The following is a 20,712-nucleotide window of genomic DNA, read 5'->3' as shown; positions in this document are numbered from 1 at the left end:
AGATTTCGAATATATTTTGGGGTCACTCAAATTTAAAGAAAGATAGCCATGAAATGTTTTTTTGTATGTTGCATATTATAAAATGAAACAAGAAACACATTTTGAAACACTAAAAACTCATTATTTAAAAACAATAAAAAAATCTCTAAATATTTGATTTAGAGATTTTTTTATTCAATTAAAATGCTTCACCGATTCTGAAATAAATTCCCCAGTCTCCTTTACCGACTGCACCGTCCAGACCGACATTGAATTTTGATTTTTTGAAAGGATTATATCGGTAACCAACGCCACCTCCTGGATACATTTTCCAGTCAAAACTGGGAGTATCAGAACCGTAAATGGTCGCAATACCAAAAAAGCCAACCAATCCCATTTTCTTTCCAAAGTTGTATCGGTATTCGCCTTGAATATCCATTAATCCTGAACCCCTGTATTTTCCTTCAGAATAACCGCGAATATCTGTTCCGCCAATAGTACTTTGCTGTTCAAATGCAACATTTCCAAGTCCGAACTTGCCATAAAAGCGTGCCGCGATAACATCTTTGCCTTCGCGGTTAGGGATATATTTATTGGCTTGAAAAGAAATTCGATTGGATGCCAGTTCGTTATCTAAAAATTTCGGATAAGTAGACCAATCCATTCTAATTTTGTAACCCGTTGTCGGATAGTAAACGGCATCTCTCGTATCATACAATAAATTAAAGACAACTGCATTACTGTGAGAAATAGAAGAAGGAGAAATATCATCTTCATAAACGGTATTGTAATGTGCATACGTATAAGAAAGTCCGCCATAAAACTTGCCGACAATTTTCCTCTGTCCACCTATACCTAAAACAGTTGTTTTGGTTCCATAATCGTAAAAATCGGGCTGGTCAATATCATCCACATAAAACTGTGAATTCTGATTTCCAGTAAAAAAGAAAAATTTCAAACGCCATTTGTCTTCATTTAAATACCATTTATTAAAAAATGCCAAAGCGTATGATTTATTGGTAGTATAAATGGCCGACATTCCAGACAGTGATTTAGGAGAAATAGTATCGCTGTGGTTGACTTTGTACATAGCCATCGGAATAACACCAAACATAAAATCTAGATTTCTATTGTAACTCAAATACGGCATTACTCTTAATTCAATTTTCTTTTCTTTAGGTTTTTCCGGAACAGAATCTTTAATTTTTTGACCGAAAGAAGAAGAGATAAAAGCAGTAAAAAAGAATAGGAGTAGAAAATGCCTCATTGTATAAATTTGTTTAGTGAAACTTATATTGGCTATAATTACTTAAAATTACGCTTTTCGGGTATATGTAAATTTAAATAAAAAATGTAAGTGTTTGAAATAAAAATAATTAAGATTGAGTTGTTGGATTAAAAATAGCGACAAGCTTTTCTAAAGCATTTTCAGAATGCAATTGTTTACCATTACTCAAAGTATCATTTAAAGCTTCTGCAGCTCTTTTCAACATTCGTTTTTCAAAATAAGAAATAGCAGTTTTTAAATCAGAAAACGAATTATTGGTTAAAAATTCTGCCAGTTCGAGACCGTCCAGCATAGCCAGATTAGCACCTTTTCCCGCAAAAGGAGGCATTCTATGTGCTGCATCGCCAAGAATGGTCAGGTTTTCTTGTGTTTCCCAAGATTGGTTTTGCGGAAAATAATACTGTGGACGAAATATAAAGTGCAATTCTTCACTTCTAAAAAATTCATGCCACTCAGAACTCCAATCTTTGTAAACCTCTTCAAACCAATCAAAAATCATCTGATTGTTTTTAAAATCCAAATCATTTTCAGTAATCCAGTTTTCAGGAATTTTACTGCCCAGAAGAAACATTAAAGAACCGTCTCCTTTTGTGCCGTACATGATCGTCTGTTCATTTCCTAAAGCCAGCACTTTTCCGCCTTTTGAAAATTCAAAAAGCTTGGGAGCATTTTCTTGGGCATTATAAATTGTACCTTCAATCATCGTTATACCAGAATAAATAGGCTTTTGTGTGCTTATATAAGAACGAATCTTAGAATTTGCTCCATCTGCGCCAATTACCAAATCGCCATAAACGGTTTTTCCATCTTTAAAGAACAATCTCCAGCCATTATTTTCTTTTTCCATAGAAAGAAATTGACTGTCCCAAACAATAGTTTCTGGCAAAAGCGAATGCAATAAAACAGCTCGAAGTTCTGAGCGATCTATTTCTGGACGTGGTTTTGATATATCCTGAAGTGAATCATGATTGTTTTCTGAATTTATCTGAGAAATGCTTTTCTGATCAGCATGCTCATCAAATTTCAATTCAAAATTCTGATTTACAATTCGAGCTTTACTGGCATTTGGGCGAATCTTTTTGTAAAACTCATCTAGTAAATTTGCTTTTTCCATGGCTATTAAACCTGAATCTTCGTGTAAATCTAATGGAGAACCTTGTACACGAACTTTTGAGTTGAGGTCTCTTTCGTAAACCTTTACATTTATATTTTGTAACTGTAAAAGACTGGCTAATACTAAACCGCCCATTCCGCCGCCAACAATGGCAACCTGTTTATTTTGTAGTAACATAGTTTGTAATTAAAATCTATGTTGCAAAATTATTTAGAGGAAAGAGCAGATAATAGTATAAATCGGTCGTTTTTGTTTTGAAAAAGCTCTTTTGGCAGTGATCCCGAAATTTTCTTGATTTCTTTAATAAAATGCGTTTGATCTGTAAAATTCTCCTCGGGAAAAAGTTTCCCTTTAGCAATATGTTCTAAGGAAGCACGAAAACGAAGAATAGAACAATAGGCTTTTAAAGAAATGCCAAAATATTGATTAAAATACCGATTAATTTGACGGCTGCTCCAATTAGATTGTTCGGATAATTCTTTTACCGTCAGATTTCCGTTGGTTTCATAAATGAGTCTAAATAGTTTTTGTTTTCGAGTATCTATTTCCTTTACTAATAAAGACTCGATTTTTGAAGAAGCTTTTTCGCAAAACAATTCAAAATCATCTAAATCATTTTCGTTAAAATCCCAAAAGTTGTTTTCAAGCAGTTTTCCTGAGTTTAAAATTTCAGTAATGCTTTCGCGGAAGATATACTCAACAGCAGGAAGTTTAAAGCTAATGACAAAGGTCAAGCTATTGGCTGGAATTATCCCTTTTTCATATTGTTGCGTTCCTAAACCTAAAAGTCTAATTTGAAAAGAAGTTTCAGCGGTTTTCATCAAGGACAAATCAATTCGTCCATCAGGAAGGCCGATAGTTTCCAATGTTTGATCCGATTTATTTTGCATGCACCAAAAGCTCTCTACAAAATCTAAGAGTTTTTTGCTAGGTTTTATGGATTTGTATGCTAAATCGTTGAACATTTTATCAAATTTTAAAGTGAAAGTAAACAAAATGTATTTTATTTCTAAGAAAAGAATCACTTATAGAAAGCTTATAAGAGACTTTCTAATTCGATAAAAAGTGCTATGAAAAAACTTAACATTGGATAAGTTGTTGTATATTAGTTGTTTGTGTTTGTTTTTTAGGGGCAATGAAAAACTTAACATTGGCGAATGTCTTTTTCAATCTATCTTTGTTTATTATTTTTTGATGTTAATTTAATGATTTAATAACATTGAAAATTAGTTTAATTAAAAATAAATTTAATCAATTTCTTAAAATTAACAGAATAATGGCAAAAGAAATACTTGTTGATGAAATCAATCAGGAGGCAGAAGCTGTTTCGGTTATCTCTAATGACAAAATCGAACAAAAAGAGACTCCAGTTCTAGAATCTGCTGAAACTCCAGAAGCAAAACCAAAACCTAAAAGAGCTCCCAAAAAAGTGGCAGAAAAAGAGGCGAGTACAGTAGAAGAAGCTGTGCAAGAACCAACACAAATAGAAGAAATTTCGTCTGAGGCTGAAGAAGAAACATCTGAAGAAAACAACAATCAGCCAAAATCTAAAAAGAATAAAAAAATGAAAGAAAAAGACAAAGAGAAAAAAGAGAAAAAGAAAAAAGCTGTTGCTAAGAAAAAAGAAAAAGCAAAAGATAAAAAGAAAGAGAAAGCTAAAAAAGCAAAACTAAAAGCTAAAGCTAAAAAGAAAGCAAAAGCTCAAAAAGCGAAAGACAAAGCAAAAGCGAAAAAAATCGCTAAAAAGAAAGCAAAAAGATCTAAAGCAAAGAAGAATAAGAAAAAATAATGGTTAATGATTAATTGTAAATGGTGAATTGTTAATTGTTGAAGGTTATGTAGGATAGCTATAACTTTCTGACATTGTCAGGCTGAGCGTAGTCGAAGCCGAGCAAGATTCATCCATCTCAATAAAAGTATAAAGCCACAGATTACAAGATTGATACAGATTTTAAAAAATCATTTTAATCCTGTAATCTGTGGCTATTTTTTTTAATAAATTTTGACAGTTTAAGGTTTGTTAGGCTGAGCGAAGTCGAAGCCCGCGCAAAGATTCATCTATTCCAATAAAATTACAAAGCCACAGATTACAAGATTAACACAGATTTTAAAAAATCATTTCAATCCTGTAATCTGTGGCTGTTATTATTGCAGTTTTTACATTTCGCAATTCACAATTTTCGAGTTTTTTTCTCTATCGCAAGTTTGTCAATTTTCTGAAGAAATTCGGGATCAAATTCGGAGTAAGCACGTAATCTATATTTTTCGTCTCTAATTTTCATTACGATACGAATCTTCTGTACCATCAGCCAAATTGGTTCATATCTTTTATGACCGAGCAAATATTGAATTTTAAGAATTGACATTTTTCGGTGGGAAAGTGTCATCAATTCTATGCAAATCATCCAGTAACGAATAGGGAGATTGGAGTTTTCCATTACAGTTCCCGATCTTAGACTGGTTCTGCTGCCGCATTTTCTGCACTGAAATTTTAAATCATTCTGACGAAAAGAATGTATGTCATGCCCACATTTTCGGCACAAAAGTCCATTTTCTAGACGTTTGTTTTTGAGCTCTTCAATACAAGTTGCTTCATCAGAATATTTTTCAAAATAAGCACGTAATTCCATTTATATAATTCCTTATTTAGGTTTCGAAATATAAAATATTTTGAAGAAATGAAGATCAAGTTGGAATAAAAAATAAATTTTTTTTTTTTGCGTTTTCTGAATAGGATTTGATTGTGCCGATATATTTCGCCCCGCTGGGGCTCTTTTATGATTGGGATTGCATTTCTATAAATATTTCGCCCCGCTGGGGCTTTTCTATTATTGGAAATGTAGTTCTATAAATATTTCACCTCTCCGAGGCTTTTCCTATGATTGGGATTGCATTTCTATAAATATTTCGTCTACAAATATTTCGCCCCGCTGGGGCTTTTCTATTGTTGGAAATGTAGTTCTATAGATATTTCGCCTCTCCGAGGCTTTTCTATGATTGGGATTTTATTTCTACAAATATTTCGTCGATTTTGAGCTGTACAGCAGAGCTCCGGAGGAGCGCAATATTTATAGAAAGAAACAGCACAAAAGATATAAAGCTCCGGAGGAGCGACATAAAATAGGTTTAAAAAATAAAAAGGAATACTCGCGAACGACTATTCCTTTTTATCAAGGGGGGGCAAAACTTTGTTACAATTTACCTGCAATTTCTTTTTTATACTTATTAAGGATAGATTTTGTCATACCTAAATTAGCTTTTGTAGAATCTACAGCCAAATAAATAAAATAATCTTGATTATCAGAAACGTCGATAATGTGAATTTGAGAGCTTAATGTAATCATTACATTGTCAATAACTTGACCGTTTAAATTCAAAGCTTTAATAGCATTCATTTTGGCTTTTACTACTTCAAGGTTGTATGCAGATGCCAATTCTGGATCAAAATCTGCAACTGCAGAGTGTGAATAATATGACATACCGCTTGCGATTTCAGCAACAGATACTGCGATGAAACCTGGGACGTTCTTTTTTAGGTCTTCCCCAAATTGCGTTAAGAAATCAGACATAGGTTTTTAGGATTTAATTAGATTGAATCGTTTTGGATGAGGCAAAATTAATTATACAATATTATTTAATTATCCGTAATGCGTACCTATTTTTAGGCAAATAATAAAATTAACATAAGTTCTAAAAATGAGCTTTTCTGATTTCTTTAATTGAATTTTGTTTCAATTTGAAAATGAAATAATTAAACTAAAAATGCTTCTGAAAAAGTGCTGCTGCACTATTTCAAAAGCATTTTCGTTTAAACAAAAATTAATTTTTTACTTGATTTCTGTTATAAAATCTTCTTGCGGAGTTCTTACTTTTTTCATGTTTACCAACCAATCATTTTCATGATCTCTATATCCTAGAGGTAAAACTAAAACACTCTTTAATCCAAGTTCGTTTAAACCTAAAAGTTTGTCTACTTCAGCAGGAATAAAACCTTCCATTGGAGTTGCATCTACTTCCTGTTCTGCAGCTGCAGCGATTGCAACACCAAACGAAATGTAAGCTTGTTTTGCAGCGTGGTTAGCATGCCATTCTTGTCCAAGTGGCTCGTACATTCCCCAAAGTCTTTGTTTGTATTCATCCATTGCATCAGCAGGAATTCCTCTTTCGGCAATTGTTCTGTCAAAAACAGCAGAGATTTTTTCTAAACTATAACCGTCCCAAGCAGCCCATACCAAAACGTGAGAAGCATCTGTAACTTGACTTTGGTCAAAACTAACCGTTCTAAGTTTGTCTTTTAATTCTTTGTTTGTGATAACAAAAATCTTATAAGGCTGTAATCCAGAAGAAGATGGTGCAAGTTTTGCAGCTTCAAGAATATAATCTACTTTTTCTTGCGGAACAGCTTGTCCGTTCATTTTTTTTGTAGCATAACGCCACTTTAGTGCATCTATTAAGGCCATTTTTTTTAATTGATTAAAATTGTATTCAAATGTAAAAACTTTAAGTGTATTTTTGTCATCCGATTACCAAAAGTAACTGTAACATCGAGGTAACCTACTAATAGAACATGATAAAAGAACCAATACACGATAAAAAATCATGCAACCAACACATTATGGCGGTGCATGATGCTATGTATATCTTAAACGGAAGATGGAAAATTTCTATAATTGCATCACTGTGCTTTAATACCTTAAGATTTACCGATTTATTGAGGGAAGTAGAAGGTATTTCGGGAAAAATGTTAAGCAGAGAATTAAAGAACCTTGAAGAAAACCAATTGGTTACCAGAACTGTTTTGAATACGCAGCCCATAACGGTCGAATATCAGTTAACAGAATATGGACATACTTTAAAAGAGGTAATTGATTCTTTGGCAAAATGGGGACATAATCACAGAAAAAAGATTACGGGTAAAGAGTAAATCAGCTTTTGAATTCTGAAATTCGCTGAAAAAATCCTTGTGTAGCCAGTTTTTGCTCCGTTTCTTCAATAGCTCTCAAAAGATTGTTCTGATTATCGGTGATCTCGTTTAAAGCATTTTTCATCACTGTCCAAACTGGCTGCATTTTTACGACCAGTTCTTTTCCTTTGGCGGTAAGCACAATTAATCTCTTGCGTTCGTCTAACTTGTCTTTTTTAGAACTGATCAGTTTTTGTTTTTCTAATTCCCTCAATAAACTTATAGTTGACGGATGGCTATAGCCAATTTCGCTCGCAATTTCTACAACGCTAAGCATTTCTTTGATGTGAAGCGTATAGATTACAGGAAACCATTTCGGTTCAAAATCAATATCGAACGATTTGTAGATTAAGGCACCGTCTTTGCGCAACTGTTCGCTCAGACGCTGCAACCGCGTTGATATGGCTAATATTCCAATCTCGTCAATTATATTCATTTTTTATTGCTTTAGGTTTAAATGACAAAAAACATTATCGGGTTTCATTAACGGAAAATCAGTTGGAAGCGCTTCTTTTTCGATCGTTACAAAATTATTCTTTTCGTAAAAACGCAAAGCCGCCTGCAGTAAAGAAACCGTTCCTAAATATAAGTCTTTAATTCCTTTTTCTTTGCTGTATGCAATTAGCTGTTCTAATAATTGTTGAGCAATTTGGAATTCTTTACCTCTGTATTCTTTTTTAACAAACATTTTTCTGATTGCTGCAGCTTCAGAATTGAATTTTACCAAAGCAATTGTGCCAACCAATTTTTCGTCTATAAAAGCACCAAGAAAAATCCCGCCTGGCTTATAGTAAAAGTTCTCAATATCCAATAAATCAGGCTGATCTTCTAATGTAACAGGAACATTAAATTCTTTTTGCTGAATGTGTAAAATCAAATCTACGATTTCATTTTCGTACTTATTTTGTATAGGCTGAATGTGCATTTGTCTTGTAAATTAAATATGTGTACAAAACTACGTAGTTAACTACATATATACAACAAAAAAACTGCTGAAACCAGCAGTTTTAAGTGTTTTTTATGATTTCAAACGATTTCTGTTAGAAAGTTTTATTCTTTAACTAATACAATAACAGCTTTGTAGCCCGTACCAACATTCCATTCGCTTGACGAAATAACCTGACCTTTGTCGTCATAAACTTTAAATTCGGCTGTATTTGGAGAAGCAAAACCTTCGTTTAAGGCTTCAATGTCAATTTTATTGATTCCTTTTACTAAGTTTATTTTCACACTTTTAAAATCTCCAGTTAGGAAAACTTCAGGCTCAATTACTTGATCGTTTAAATATACTTTTACTTTATCGCCGTCTACAAAAGCAGCATCGCGATACATAATGGTCGAAGTAACGGCTGTTGTATTGAAATTGCCTAAAAACTGATTTCTTCTATAAAAGATTCCCTCAACATTTGCTTCTGGCTTATAAAGATTAGTGTTTTTAAATAACTCGTCTGGGTTAACCTGAAGCGGTGCAGGTTTCTCAATAGGCGCCGGCGGGTTTTCTTTTGGAGCTTCTTCTTTGGGCGGAATCACTTCTTTTACAGGAGATTTTTTTGCCGGAATCGATTTGAATTTATTATCAAGTTCCTGAGCAAAACTGTGCAATGAAAAGGAAGCAAAGGCAATTATCAAAAATATTTTTTTCATGTTTTTATACTATTAATCTTGTGTGGTATTGATTTTAAAAAAAAATAGATGCATCATACTCTTTTATATATAAACATTTTATGAAACCAAATATTGTCTTGTTAGGAATTATTTGTCGAAGAATTAACTTCTTTATAAGCAAAATTTAAATGTTTTCTGCTGAAACTGAATTATCTCTATATTCTTGTGAAGTTTTGAAGATTCTTTCTTTTATATATGGAAAGGGAAAATGTTTTAAATTCCTTCTTTTTATATTTGTTTTATTGTAAGATATTGAATATTAATATTTTGTATATTTATTATTCAATAAAATAATTTCTGGTATGAATAGGTTAAGTTTTATCTTTTTCCTTTTTGCATTCGGTAGTTTTGCTCAGGAAAACAGCACAAATTCGAGTATTAAAAAGCAGATTGAAGATTATAATGCCTCATTTGCAATCGCTTTTACAAAAGGAAATCAAGACGATTTAGTAAAAGCGTATACAGATCAAACCATCTTTATGCCTGAGCATAGCAGACAGCGAGTGGGTAGAAAAACGATTCGCGATTTTTATAAACAATGGTTGAAACAGGCAAAAATTACTTCCTATCAAAAAACAATTTTAGAATTACAGGATTTTGGAAACTATGTTTTGGAAATAGGAACTTTTAATGAAGACTTAAATCTAAACGAACAGAAAGCGTTTTCTTATATTGGAAAATATGCTGTTTTATGGAAAAAGCCTTCAAAAAAGGGCGTGCCTCCAACAATTGCTGCGGAAATCTGGGGTTCTTCAAGTTATTTTGATGATAAAAATATTCCAGATATAAACGATATCGAAATTCCAAAGACTAAAAAATATATTCCGACAGACAAATTAACTTTAGAGGTAAAAGAAAGAAATAATACCATTAAAGAGATGGTTCAAAATAGACAAGGAGCAGAGCATGCCAAAATGTTTATGCCAGATGCAATGTATTTAACTTATTATACTCCAATTCTTTCGGGTGAAAAGGAAATTACGGATTATTTTACAGAACATGAAAAACCGGGTACACTGCGTATCGAACAAATTTCGATTGAAACTTCAAATATTATTTATGCACAAAAAGCGATTGTAGAATTTGGTTTCTACAGCGTTGATTGGCGCGATTGTGACAATCACGGAAATGTAAAAGGGAAAAGCATCAATGTCTGGAAAAAAGACAGTAATGGAGAGTTGCTGCTTTTTCGCCAAATCGTAAATCATGATTAACTTTTTGGTCTTTTTTAGATATCATTTATTTCTTCTGTTTGTTGTTGAATACTAATAATTTTGTATAATTTTGAATCCATCTTTATCATTTTTACACACGATGGGTCGATTACTTTGCATATTTTTTATTTTTACTACTTTTTATATTTATCCGCAACCTTCAACAAAAGAATGGATTGATAGTTTAAATACTATTGATAATCACGAAAAAAAAGTGGATTTAGCCCTAAAAATTGCTTCCCAACTTCAAGATTCTGATTGGGATAGAGCGATAAAATATGTAGAGCTGGCTGAAACAGAGGCAAAAAAAACAGACAAAGCCGATTTAGCTTTAGCTAAAGTTTATTTATCTGCTGGAGGAATTTACAGTTCAAAAGACGTACTGGATATTACCTTGCAATATTATTTAAAGGCTTATGAAATTTATAAAAGCAATAACATTGAAGATGAAATTGTTCAGGTAGAAAATAATCTAGCCATTACTTATGGAAAAACCAATAACCAAGAAAAAGCGCTCAAGTATTTCCTAAATGTATATCGTTATCAAAAATCTAAGAACCAGCCAGAAAAACTGCTAAAAATATTAAACAACATTGGTACAACTTATCTTGGTAAAAGCTTAGATTCATCCTTGCATTATTATCATAAAGCCGATGCAATTGCAAAAAAACTAAAAAACAATACCTTAACAGTTTATGTGTACACCAATTTGGCTAGGGCTTATAGTTTAAAAAGAGATAAAAAAAATGCTGATTTGTATTTTGAAAAAGCTTTTTTATTAATAGATACTCCTATCGATGATTCACTAAAAGCCTTTGTTTTTGAATCGTTTTCCGAATATAATTTACAAGAAAAAAAACTGGATAAAGTCATTTTAAATGCGAAAAAGTCTTTGGAATATTCTCAAGGAAATCTATTTGGTTTTTCTAGCATGCGTTTGAACAAAATGCTTTATGAAGCCTATTTACAAATGGGTGATTATAAAAATGCTGTTTTTTATTTTCAGCAGTTCAATAAAATTAGTGACAGTATTAATATCGAACAAAAGGCCGTAAATCTAGAAAGAATAAAACTCGAACAAGATTATAAAGTCCGAAGCCAGATTCGAACTTTAGTGGAAGAGAAAACCAGATTTAAGTATTATGTGGTTGGGTTAATATTGGTTATTGGAATATTGACTTTAATCCTTTTATTAATTCGTTATCGAAACCGAAATATTACCAATCAGCTGGAAAAAGAGAAATTAAAAGCCAAACAGCAGGAATTGAATCAAAGTCTCGAAGCCAAAAATATGGTTTTGGTAGGTAAGGCTATGGCCGAAATTCATCGTACCGATAATATCAACGAAATCCTGACGGATCTTAAAAAAATCAAACTCAAAACTGCCAACAAAGAATTACAGCAGGCAATTGATATTGTTTTGAAACGACTGGAAAAAGATTTGAATGCCGATATCTGGAAAGAATTTGAAATTAGTTTTGAACAGGTTCATAAATCTTTCTTCGATAAATTGACTATAGATTATCCGACACTTACTCCAAAAGAACGCCGACTTTGTGCGCTGCTTTATTTAGACTTAACTACAAAAGAAATTTCCCAAATTACAGGACAATCCTTTAAATCGATAGAAAATGCGAGAACCAGATTGCGCAAAAAGTTCGATTTAACCAACGAAAAAGTAAATCTTTCCACTTATCTGAACAGTTTTAAAGTCGATTTATTGTAAAATAATTTTAAGTGTAACTGTTTGATATAGTTGTTTTTATTTTAAAAAGAGTGTTTTCTGAGTGCTCTATTTCTGCCTGCGAGTGTTTTTGCATTAGTCCTTTTTTTTCGAGCCTTATAGCGTCCTTCTATTTTTACCAAACGATTATCAAAAACAAGTTTGGATGAATACCACAAAAAAAGAAGAACCCTCTAAAAGTCTGGAAGAACTTCTAGAAGAAACAAAAACAAAAAAGAGTGCGCTCTTAAAAATTCTACAAAAAATAACGAAAGCAAGTTCTAAGAATCAACCGCCGAATTGATTCTAAGAACTTGCTTTTGTGGTTTTCTGCGAACCATCATATCTATTAACTCGCAGCCTTAATACTAATTTTAAATTTAAAAAAAATGAACCAGATTTACTCTAAACCCAGGTATTTGTTTCTTTTGTTAGGTTTTTTGGTCTGTTCCGCTGGAATGGCTCAGTCTCCTTTTCCAAAAAACAAAACATCTAATGCGCAGACGGCCGTACAATCGCCAGCCGCTAATCAGAAAAAAGAGCAGCTTTCTCAAAAAAAGACCGATCAGAATGCTAATCAGGATTATGATTCTAACATTCTTTCACCTCAAAAAAGTGTCAATGGAACAGCACTTTCGCAACAAGAAAGTGATGATGTAAATAAGAGATTAAAAGCTAGTCAGAAACTTTTTGACAAAAGTCAAAGTGCTTCAACGGCAAAAAATGTTCAAAGCGCAGACAGTACAAAAGTGAGATCTTTTGCAAAATCGTCTAATCTGACAATTCGCAATGTGTTTGAAGTTAAAAGAGCAGATTTTGAACTTTCGAGTGCAGATAAGATGCAACTGAGATCGGTTTCAGATAAACACGGCAGAAGTCTTGCTACTTATCAGCAAATGCATAATGCTGTTCCTGTTGAAGGAGCGATTTATAAAGTGAGAGATAATAAGAGCAAAATTGAAGCTTTTGGGCATATCAGTAAAAAATTGCCTGCAAACAGTAATTATAAAGTAAACGCGTCGGCAGCTTTACAAAATGCATTAAATACAGTAAATGCTAAAGAATATGTTTGGCAAAGCAAAAAATTATCGGCTTTAGTCCATAAAAAAATCAGTACAAAACCGCAAGGAGAATTGGTTTATGTGGGACCTAATTTTTCTTCTGAATTAACAGAATATCATTTGGCATGGAAGTACGATATTTTCGCTACAAATCCGCAGTCAAGTCAGACGATTTATGTTGATGCTAATACAGGAAAAGTCATTTTAAAAATTGATTTAAGTAGAGATCTTCATTCTTCTTCTTCGCCTATTATTGATGGCAGAAGTACAATTGGTAAAGGAAAAGCAAGATTCTCTGGAGATGTTACTTTTGGTACAACTCAATATACAGATGGTTATAGATTAGAAACTTTGGAAGGAAAATACAAAGTGCCCATTTATACTTTGAATATGAATCATGCAGAACATGCATCTGATGAAGTGCTAACAGAATATATCGATGAAGATAATAACTGGAATGATTTATACAACAAAGATCATGATGAAGTGGCAATCGATATTCATTGGGGATTGCAAAAGACTTTAAACTATTACGAAGAAAAATTTAGCCGAAATAGTGTTGATGACAAAGGAATGACCATTTTTGGTCTTGCTCACTTAGGAACCAATGTAGAAAATGCCTCTTGGACAGGAGGATGGGCGCAGTTTGGAGATGGTAAAAATCAGCCTTTTGTAAGTTTGGCCATTACTGGACATGAATTAACGCATGCAGTAACACAATTTTCTGCCGGATTAATTTACCAAGGAGAATCGGGTGCAATGAACGAATCTTTTAGTGATATTTTCGGTGTTTCTATTGAATTTTACGCTGGAAGAGATACTAAAAATGATATTTGGCTTTTGGGAGACGAATTGTATTCTCACGGAAGTTTAAGAAGTATGGCTAATCCAAAAGCCCAAGGTCAGCCTGATACCTATGGAGGTACAAATTGGGTAAATCCAGCCAACACATCGTATGATAATGGAGGTGTGCACATTAACAGCGGTATTACCAATTATTGGTTTTATCTTTTGGCTGAAGGTGGAGAAGGAGTTAATGACCTTAATAACAGTTATACAGTTAAACCAATTGGTTTAGCTAAAGCGGAAAAGATTGCCTACATAGCATTAACAGAATATTTATCGCCGTCTTCAAATTTTAGCGACATGCGTCAGGCAACTTTGATGGCAACAGAAGATTTGTATGGTTTAGGTTCTGAAGAGTTTAAACAAGTTACTAATGCTTGGTATGCCATTGGGGTAGGTACAGCTTATGCAGATCGACAAATAACTATTGTTTCGGTAGAAAATCCTTCAACTTCTTGCGGGCCATTAAAAGGTGACGAGCCTTTTTATATTACACTAAGAAATACAGGAACTTCTGTTATTAAAGCGGATGAAGTTTTAAATTTCAAATTAAGAGCCATGGCAAGCGCACTTGGCAGACTTATTACTTTTTATACCAATGATGGGAAAGTTCCTTTTACTAAAGATTTAGGAATTGGAGAAGAAACAACTATCGAAGTAAAAAGCACAATACCGTATCAAATAAATGCGACGACCTATGTAGAAGTAAAAGTAGATCTTAATCCGATTGTAGATTTTGGGGTTAAAGAAGGATATTCTTTTGTTACAGGTTTATATGTTGCCACTGCACAAAAAGATTTTGATATTAAAGCTACAGCTTTAGATCTTCCAATGTATACAGGAGATTTACTGACTACAAGTTATACTCCGTCTATTACGATTTTTAATTTAGGCTGTCAAGATATTCCAGCGGGAACTGTTTTAAAAATTGGATATGCCGATACAAAAGCTGGAAGCACAACAATTTGGAAAGATGTGACATTGCAGACTGCTTTTAAAGGAAATTCAGAAATGAAAATATCTTTTGATACTGCTGTCGATTTATCAGCGGCGGGATTACACACTTACGAAGCTTATGTAACCTATGATAAAGATCCAGTTACTACAAATAATAGTATCATAAATGCTGCTTACAGCGATGTTATTACACAATTTCCTTATAGTGAAGGATTTGAAAGAACGCCTGGAGGATGGAACACAAAAGTATTAAGCGGAAATCAGAAGTTTGTATTTCAAAATTATCCTGCATCTTTTAGAACTGTTAAATCACAATATATGTGGGGAATGGTAGACTTTAAAGGAACTGACAGAATGGGACTTAATTCTGATTTCGTTTTAGAATCCCCAATCTTCGATTTTACTAATGTAGTTTCTCCATATGTTGAATTCGATTTGTATTATTTACTGCATAGAACTTACGATGGTTTAATTGTTGAATATTCGGAAGATAAAGGTAAAAGCTGGAAAAAAATAAATACAGTAAATTATCCAGAAATAGAACATGGCAATGATTTATTTGATGGCGCTTGGTTTACAGGTGTAAATACCCAACTTAGAAAAGATCCGTATCAAATTCGTTTAAATGAATTAGCAGGAAAAAAAGCCGCTATTCGTTTCCACGTAAAATCGGATGACTATTATGACGGATTCTTAGGTGGATTTATAGATAACATTTTAGTGAGCGATGCGCCTTACGATTTAGAATTGGTATCTGCAAAATTAGACGCTGGTAAATGTGATATCAACAATAATAATGCGGCAGTAATTGCTAAAATAACAAACAATTTTGCGACTGCAAGTCAGGAAGTTATTATTACAACTAAAATTCTGGATGCAGCAAAAGTCGAAGTTTTTTCAAAATCAGAAAAAACAACTTTAAACTTCGCTAAGTTTAAAGACACGATAAACTATTCGGTTCCTAATATTAATCTAAAAAACATCGGAGAGCATACGATTTCGGTTTCTGTTTTTCCTGAAGACATGGCAAAAGACCTTAAACAAGGAAACAATGCCGTAACATTAACATACGATAATTGGAATAATGAAGACATGAAAGTTTCTGTACTTCCGTACAAAATGGATTTTGAAGACGATTCTAAATATAAAGGATGGAGAACTTCTGAAAATAAAGGTTCTGCAGGATGGAAACATGGAGTGCGAGCAGATTTAGGCTCTCCAGGATGGTTTCTTGAAGATCACACCAAGTTTATGGCAAGTAATGATGACAAATGTAATTGTGATGCTTCAAACGATATGCTGGTTTCACCAGTATTTGATTTAACCAATTACAAAGAAGCACACTTAGCATTTGATGGTTTTGGAGATCCGCAACAATGGTCAGACGGTTTTGTAAAAGTAAGCACAGATGGTGGAACAACTTGGAAAGAGGTGTTTAAAATGCCTTATTATGGTGCTTGGTTTGGATATAACGTTGATTTAAGTGCTTATGCTGGAAATTCTTGTGTTATGGTTGCCTTTCAGCAAAATGACAACGGCTTTTTTGGTAATGGTTTTGCAGTAGATAATATTGAAATTACATCAACTAAAAGTAATTTACAGCTATCGAATTTAGTTGTGGGTGAAACGGTTTATGAAGATGTACCTTCGCATGAGTTTTATATTGATGCAAGAAATGTAGCTTATAAAACATTGGAGAAAGTTACGATCAAATATCAAATTCTTCAGAACGGAAACGCCATTGGTGAACCAGTTTCATTAGAAAGAACTAAAACGATACGACAAGGTGAAACTCTTGTTTATAAAATAGACGGTCTTCCTAAATTAGCTGCTGGAAATTACGAAATTAAAGTGCAGGCAACTGCCGATGGAGAGGCAAATACAGATGTTAAAAGTCTTACTGCATCTTTTCAAGTTGTTGAAAAAGCATTGGAACTAAACACAGAGGATTTCTCTAACCTGACGCAAGGTTCAATATTTGGATCAAAAGGGTTTATTTCTAATCAAAGTGATGAAAATTATCCTTGGAGAGCTCTTACAACTCCAGATAATACCTATTTGACGGTTCCACTAGAAAACCGAACAGGAGACGCTAACGGTAAACTTTTATACAGTCAATTAGAAGGTTATTATTACTATAGCGAATTAATTTCTCCACTTTATAAACTATCTGCAAGTGCTACAGCTTTAGAGTTTTATTACGCTATGCAAAGTAATGTCAATGATGCTTTAATTGTAGATATTAAGCCAGTTGGCGGAGAATGGACTGAAGCTTGGAGAGCAACAAATCAAGGAACTTATGTAGATACCGAATGGCAAAAAGCAGTCTTAAACATTACCAAATATGCTGGAAAATCAGTATTGTTCCGTTTTAGACATGCAAAATCAGATGGGTATTCTTATATGGTTTTAGATGATCTTAAAGTGATTAGCGAGGCTGTTTTAGATGTTTCTGTTCAAATTTTGTCTCCAAAAGATATTTGCGGTAATAGCGAAGTAAAAGTTAGACTGACAAACGAAGGGCAAGTTGCTATTAAAGAAAATTCTATCCAGTTAGATTTGGAGTATAGTAATACATCAGAAAAAATCTCAGAAGCCGTTGCATCAGGAATTCCAGTTGGCGAAAGTATTGATTATACTTTTATCAAACAGCCTAAATTAGATGACTCTGGAGATTCTCATGTATTTGCCATAAATGCAAAAATGGAAAACGATGCTATCGAACAAAACAATAGTATCAAGAATTATGTATACCAAGGTGTACCGTCAGATTTTAAAATGTTTGATGTGTCAGTTATCCATGCTTATGCAGGCAAAAGTGTATTTCTGGATGCAGAGAGAAACTTTTCTGCTAAAGAATTAGAAGCGACTTCATACAAATGGAGTTCAGGTGAAACTACCAATTCTATAAATGTTGATAAAGCAGGAGATTATACCGTAACAGCAACATTAGAAAACGGATGCAGCCTTACTGAAAAAGTAACGGTGGTATTTGATACATTCGAATCTGAGCTTCCAAGCGGAGATGTTTGTGGTCCTGAAGTAGTTTTAAATCCTGGAAATTATGCTGCTTACGAGTGGTTTGATGGTTCTACAGATCCAATTTTCACTACAACAGAAAGCGGAGATTACTATGTAACGGTTTACAACGAACACGGATTAGGAAAAATTTTCACTACAACGATTAATGTTCTTGAAAACACAGTTCCAGAGATCCAGGCATTAGAAGGAAATAAAATTACAGCTTCTAATGATGCTGCTGGCTACCAATGGTATTTAAACGGTAGGCCTTTGCCAAATGCAACCGAAAAAACAGTTGCTACAATTTGGGAAGGAAGTTATAGTCTTCAAGTAACCAATGCACACGGCTGTACAAATATGTCTGCTCCAATTGATTCTAAAGGGTTGCTTATCGGAAAATTGACAAATTCATTCCGAGTTTTCCCAAATCCAGTGGCAGATAATGTAAATATCTTCTTGGCTGAAAAAGCAGAAGGTGAAGCTGAAATGAAAATTTACTCTATGGAAGGCAATGCCGTTTGGAGTAAAACCTATTCTGCTGTTCCATCAAGTGTAAATGTAAGTCAGCTTGCAACTGGAGTTTATATTTTAGACTGTACAGTTCAAGGTAAAAAGTACACGGCTAAGATCATTAAAAAGTAACAAAAATACAGATAGAAATGGCAGTTCTCGTGTAGAACTGCTCTTCTAAAAAATAAACGAAAAAGATGAAAAAATCAAAGCTAATAATCTGTGCACTACTGATGTGTGCAGGTGTAATGGCCCAAACCGAAAAGGTGAAACTGGGAGTAAAAGCGGGTTTGAATATTTCGAGCCTAACATTTGATGATAACGAATTGAACTCCTCTGATAAGACAGGATTTACAGCCGGTTTAATGGCTGAAATTCCGTTGGCAAAAAACTTCTCGGTACAGCCGGAGTTATTATACAGTCAGCAGGGAATGAAATTGTCTTATTCAGATCCAGAAGTTCAAAACTCACATTACAAAAGCACCATTGCCATAAATTATTTAAACATTCCAGTAATGCTGAAATATTATGTTGTTAAAGGGTTGAGTTTACAAGCTGGGCCTCAAGTAGGAATACTTTTAAAAGCAAATAATAAATATCAAGACAACTTTTTAGGTTATGATAACCATGAAGAAATGAATTTAAAAGAGTATTCAAATGGAGTAGATGCTTCTGTAAATTTCGGATTGGGTTATCAGTTTAAAGACAAATTTTATGCAGATGCAAGATATAATGTTTCTTATACTAATGTCTTTAAAGATGTAACCGCAAACACGAATTATAGTATTAATAGTGATATGAAGAACCGAATTTTTCAAATAACAGTAGGTTATTTTTTTAAGTAGAGTTAGTAACATTCTTCTTCATATCTTTTTTAAACCACTCTTTTTTAGGAGTGGTTTTTTTGCTTTAGCAATATTAATTTCAGACGGATTATAGAGCTTAATTTTGAACCTATTAGCTATTTCTTTGAAGCGATATCACAAATAAGTCTTTTTGCGAGAATAAATAACACTACTTATATTATTACATTTGTATAGTAATTCTATAGGATTTGTATATATGATTCGGGCAAACTCATTTAAATTAATTGTCTTTTTACTGTTTTTAGTAGTTAGTGGATATTTAAATGCACAAAAAAGCGATAGTTTGTCGCAGCAGTTTTTGATGAATATACAAATACGTCCAAGAGCAGAATATACTTCAAATTATATACTTCCTCCAAATGACTCGATAGATCCCTATTTTTACATAACGCAGAGAAATAGAGTTTCAATGCAATACTTGCGTGAAAAATGGTTTATAAAATCCGATTTACAAGAAATTCATTTGTGGGATGAAGCAAATTCAAATTCTAAAGTCGGAAGCATAAATTTTTATCAGTTGTTTTTGGAAACGAAATTTAAGGACATAAACTTTCGTGTAGGAAGACAAAATATTTTATTAGATAACGGCAGATTATTTTCGGATGCGCCTTGGGCTCAGCAGGGTAGAGCCCATGAAGGAATTAGAATTATGAAATATACGCCACATTTTGCCCATGATTTTTTCTTTGTGTTTACGAGAAAATACAATACAAGTTTTGAAAGTGCTTATTCTCCAGTTGCTTCCAATAAATACAAGTACATGCTGGTGTACAACTTTAGTTATAATTCGAATAAAAATCTTTCTTTTAATTCTATAAATACAGTTGATTTTTTAGAGAAAACAAATTCAGAAACACTATACACTCGCGCCACTACAGGAGGAAGAATTGAGTTTAAAAAGAAGCAATGGTATTATACTTTAAACAGCTATTTGCAATTTGGTAGAAATCAAAAAGGGCAACATTTGTTTGCATACTATTTCCAGCCAGAAGTGAAATTATCATTGCCAAAAACTACTTTACGATTAGGAGCGGAGATAATTAGCGGAAACAGTTTACAGACAGGGAAAGAAAATTCAGGAGACTTTGATGTTTTATATGGCGTTACTTGGAAGTTTAATGGAAATATGAATGTTTTTACGCGTTTTCCTGCTGATGTTGGAGGAAAAGGTCTTGTGAATCCGTATTTGTTTGCTTTGTTTCCAATAAATTCAAAACTGACATTTCGTTCAGATTTTCATCTTTTTTATACACAATATTCTTTGCAGCATAATTTAAATCAGGCAATGTCAAAATTTTTAGGATTTGAAAATGATATTTCTATAAAATATGTTCCTATTAAAGAGTTAGAAATTAATGGTGCATTTTCATTTTATAAATCTACAGATTCAATGACAAACCTTCCCAAAATACAAGATGTAGAAAAACTGTCGTTTTGGAGTTATTTGATGGTTTCGTATTCTTTTAATGCGATCAATTTTAGAAGAAACAAAAAATAATAGGCTT

At 33.1% G+C, this 20,712-nt stretch carries 15 protein-coding genes and 1 pseudogene; 7 read left to right on the top strand and 9 right to left on the bottom strand.

Annotated elements, in window-relative coordinates; translation table 11 throughout:
- Positions 1-178 precede the first annotated feature (178 nt).
- The 3 genes from AC3Y25_RS19465 to AC3Y25_RS19455 form a co-directional block, all read right to left on the bottom strand.
- Positions 179-1,246: a BamA/TamA family outer membrane protein gene (locus AC3Y25_RS19465; protein ID WP_489903884.1), complete on the bottom strand. Its 1,068-nt coding sequence runs from the start codon at positions 1,244-1,246 to the stop codon at positions 179-181.
- Between the two features lie 109 nt (positions 1,247-1,355).
- On the bottom strand, positions 1,356-2,558 hold the full coding sequence (locus AC3Y25_RS19460; protein WP_489903883.1) for an FAD-dependent oxidoreductase: 1,203 nt from the start codon (positions 2,556-2,558) through the stop codon (positions 1,356-1,358).
- A gap of 29 nt (positions 2,559-2,587) precedes the next feature.
- Positions 2,588-3,346 carry a helix-turn-helix domain-containing protein gene (locus tag AC3Y25_RS19455; RefSeq protein WP_427873398.1) on the bottom strand — a complete coding sequence of 253 codons (759 nt, stop codon included), beginning with the start codon at positions 3,344-3,346 and terminating at the stop codon, positions 2,588-2,590.
- 311 nt (positions 3,347-3,657) lie between these two features.
- Here AC3Y25_RS19455 and AC3Y25_RS19450 point away from each other — a divergent pair, with 311 nt between their 5' ends.
- The gene (locus AC3Y25_RS19450) at positions 3,658-4,170 is read left to right on the top strand and encodes a hypothetical protein (protein WP_489903882.1); all 513 of its coding nucleotides are present in this window, start codon (positions 3,658-3,660) and stop codon (positions 4,168-4,170) included.
- A 397-nt stretch (positions 4,171-4,567) separates the two neighbouring features.
- Here AC3Y25_RS19450 and AC3Y25_RS19445 read toward each other — a convergent pair.
- The 3 genes and pseudogenes from AC3Y25_RS19445 to AC3Y25_RS19435 form a co-directional block, all read right to left on the bottom strand.
- Positions 4,568-5,011, bottom strand: a pseudogene (locus AC3Y25_RS19445) (transposase); the annotation flags it as partial.
- A gap of 561 nt (positions 5,012-5,572) precedes the next feature.
- Positions 5,573-5,950: a hypothetical protein gene (locus tag AC3Y25_RS19440; protein ID WP_095927542.1), complete on the bottom strand. Its 378-nt coding sequence runs from the start codon at positions 5,948-5,950 to the stop codon at positions 5,573-5,575.
- Between the two features lie 258 nt (positions 5,951-6,208).
- Complete coding sequence (locus AC3Y25_RS19435) at positions 6,209-6,841, bottom strand: nitroreductase family protein (RefSeq protein ID WP_250835827.1); 633 nt, start codon at positions 6,839-6,841, stop codon at positions 6,209-6,211.
- A 107-nt stretch (positions 6,842-6,948) separates the two neighbouring features.
- Here AC3Y25_RS19435 and AC3Y25_RS19430 point away from each other — a divergent pair, with 107 nt between their 5' ends.
- Complete coding sequence (locus tag AC3Y25_RS19430) at positions 6,949-7,305, top strand: winged helix-turn-helix transcriptional regulator (RefSeq protein ID WP_427873402.1); 357 nt, start codon at positions 6,949-6,951, stop codon at positions 7,303-7,305.
- Position 7,306: 1 nt separating this feature from the next.
- Here the strand turns inward: AC3Y25_RS19430 and AC3Y25_RS19425 are convergent, their stop codons facing one another.
- From AC3Y25_RS19425 to AC3Y25_RS19415, 3 genes are all read right to left on the bottom strand, one after another.
- Positions 7,307-7,780, bottom strand: coding sequence for a MarR family winged helix-turn-helix transcriptional regulator (locus tag AC3Y25_RS19425; RefSeq protein ID WP_489903881.1), 474 nt, complete (start codon positions 7,778-7,780; stop codon positions 7,307-7,309).
- 3 nt (positions 7,781-7,783) lie between these two features.
- A complete protein-coding gene (locus AC3Y25_RS19420; protein ID WP_379800418.1) occupies positions 7,784-8,269 on the bottom strand; it encodes a GNAT family N-acetyltransferase in 486 nt (161 codons plus the stop codon).
- A 125-nt stretch (positions 8,270-8,394) separates the two neighbouring features.
- Entirely contained in the window at positions 8,395-8,988 is a 594-nt protein-coding gene (locus AC3Y25_RS19415; protein WP_379800420.1) for a hypothetical protein, read from the bottom strand.
- Between the two features lie 323 nt (positions 8,989-9,311).
- On the opposite strand from AC3Y25_RS19415, the gene AC3Y25_RS19410 reads away from it, so the two are divergent.
- The 5 genes from AC3Y25_RS19410 (at position 9,312) to AC3Y25_RS19390 (ending at position 20,705) form a co-directional block, all read left to right on the top strand.
- A complete protein-coding gene (locus tag AC3Y25_RS19410) occupies positions 9,312-10,223 on the top strand; it encodes a YybH family protein (RefSeq protein ID WP_489903880.1) in 912 nt (303 codons plus the stop codon).
- 100 nt (positions 10,224-10,323) lie between these two features.
- Entirely contained in the window at positions 10,324-11,949 is a 1,626-nt protein-coding gene (locus tag AC3Y25_RS19405) for a tetratricopeptide repeat protein (RefSeq protein ID WP_489903879.1), read from the top strand.
- Between the two features lie 386 nt (positions 11,950-12,335).
- Positions 12,336-18,473, top strand: coding sequence for a M4 family metallopeptidase (locus AC3Y25_RS19400; RefSeq protein WP_489903878.1), 6,138 nt, complete (start codon positions 12,336-12,338; stop codon positions 18,471-18,473).
- A gap of 65 nt (positions 18,474-18,538) precedes the next feature.
- Positions 18,539-19,186 (top strand): porin family protein, encoded by a 648-nt coding sequence (locus AC3Y25_RS19395; protein WP_427873419.1) that lies wholly within the window; start codon positions 18,539-18,541, stop codon positions 19,184-19,186.
- A gap of 322 nt (positions 19,187-19,508) precedes the next feature.
- Positions 19,509-20,705 (top strand): alginate export family protein, encoded by a 1,197-nt coding sequence (locus AC3Y25_RS19390; RefSeq protein WP_489903877.1) that lies wholly within the window; start codon positions 19,509-19,511, stop codon positions 20,703-20,705.
- Positions 20,706-20,712 lie beyond the last annotated feature (7 nt).

The organism is Flavobacterium sp. LK-23 (assembly GCF_058135255.1).
This window is presented reverse-complemented; position numbering and strand designations above follow the sequence as displayed.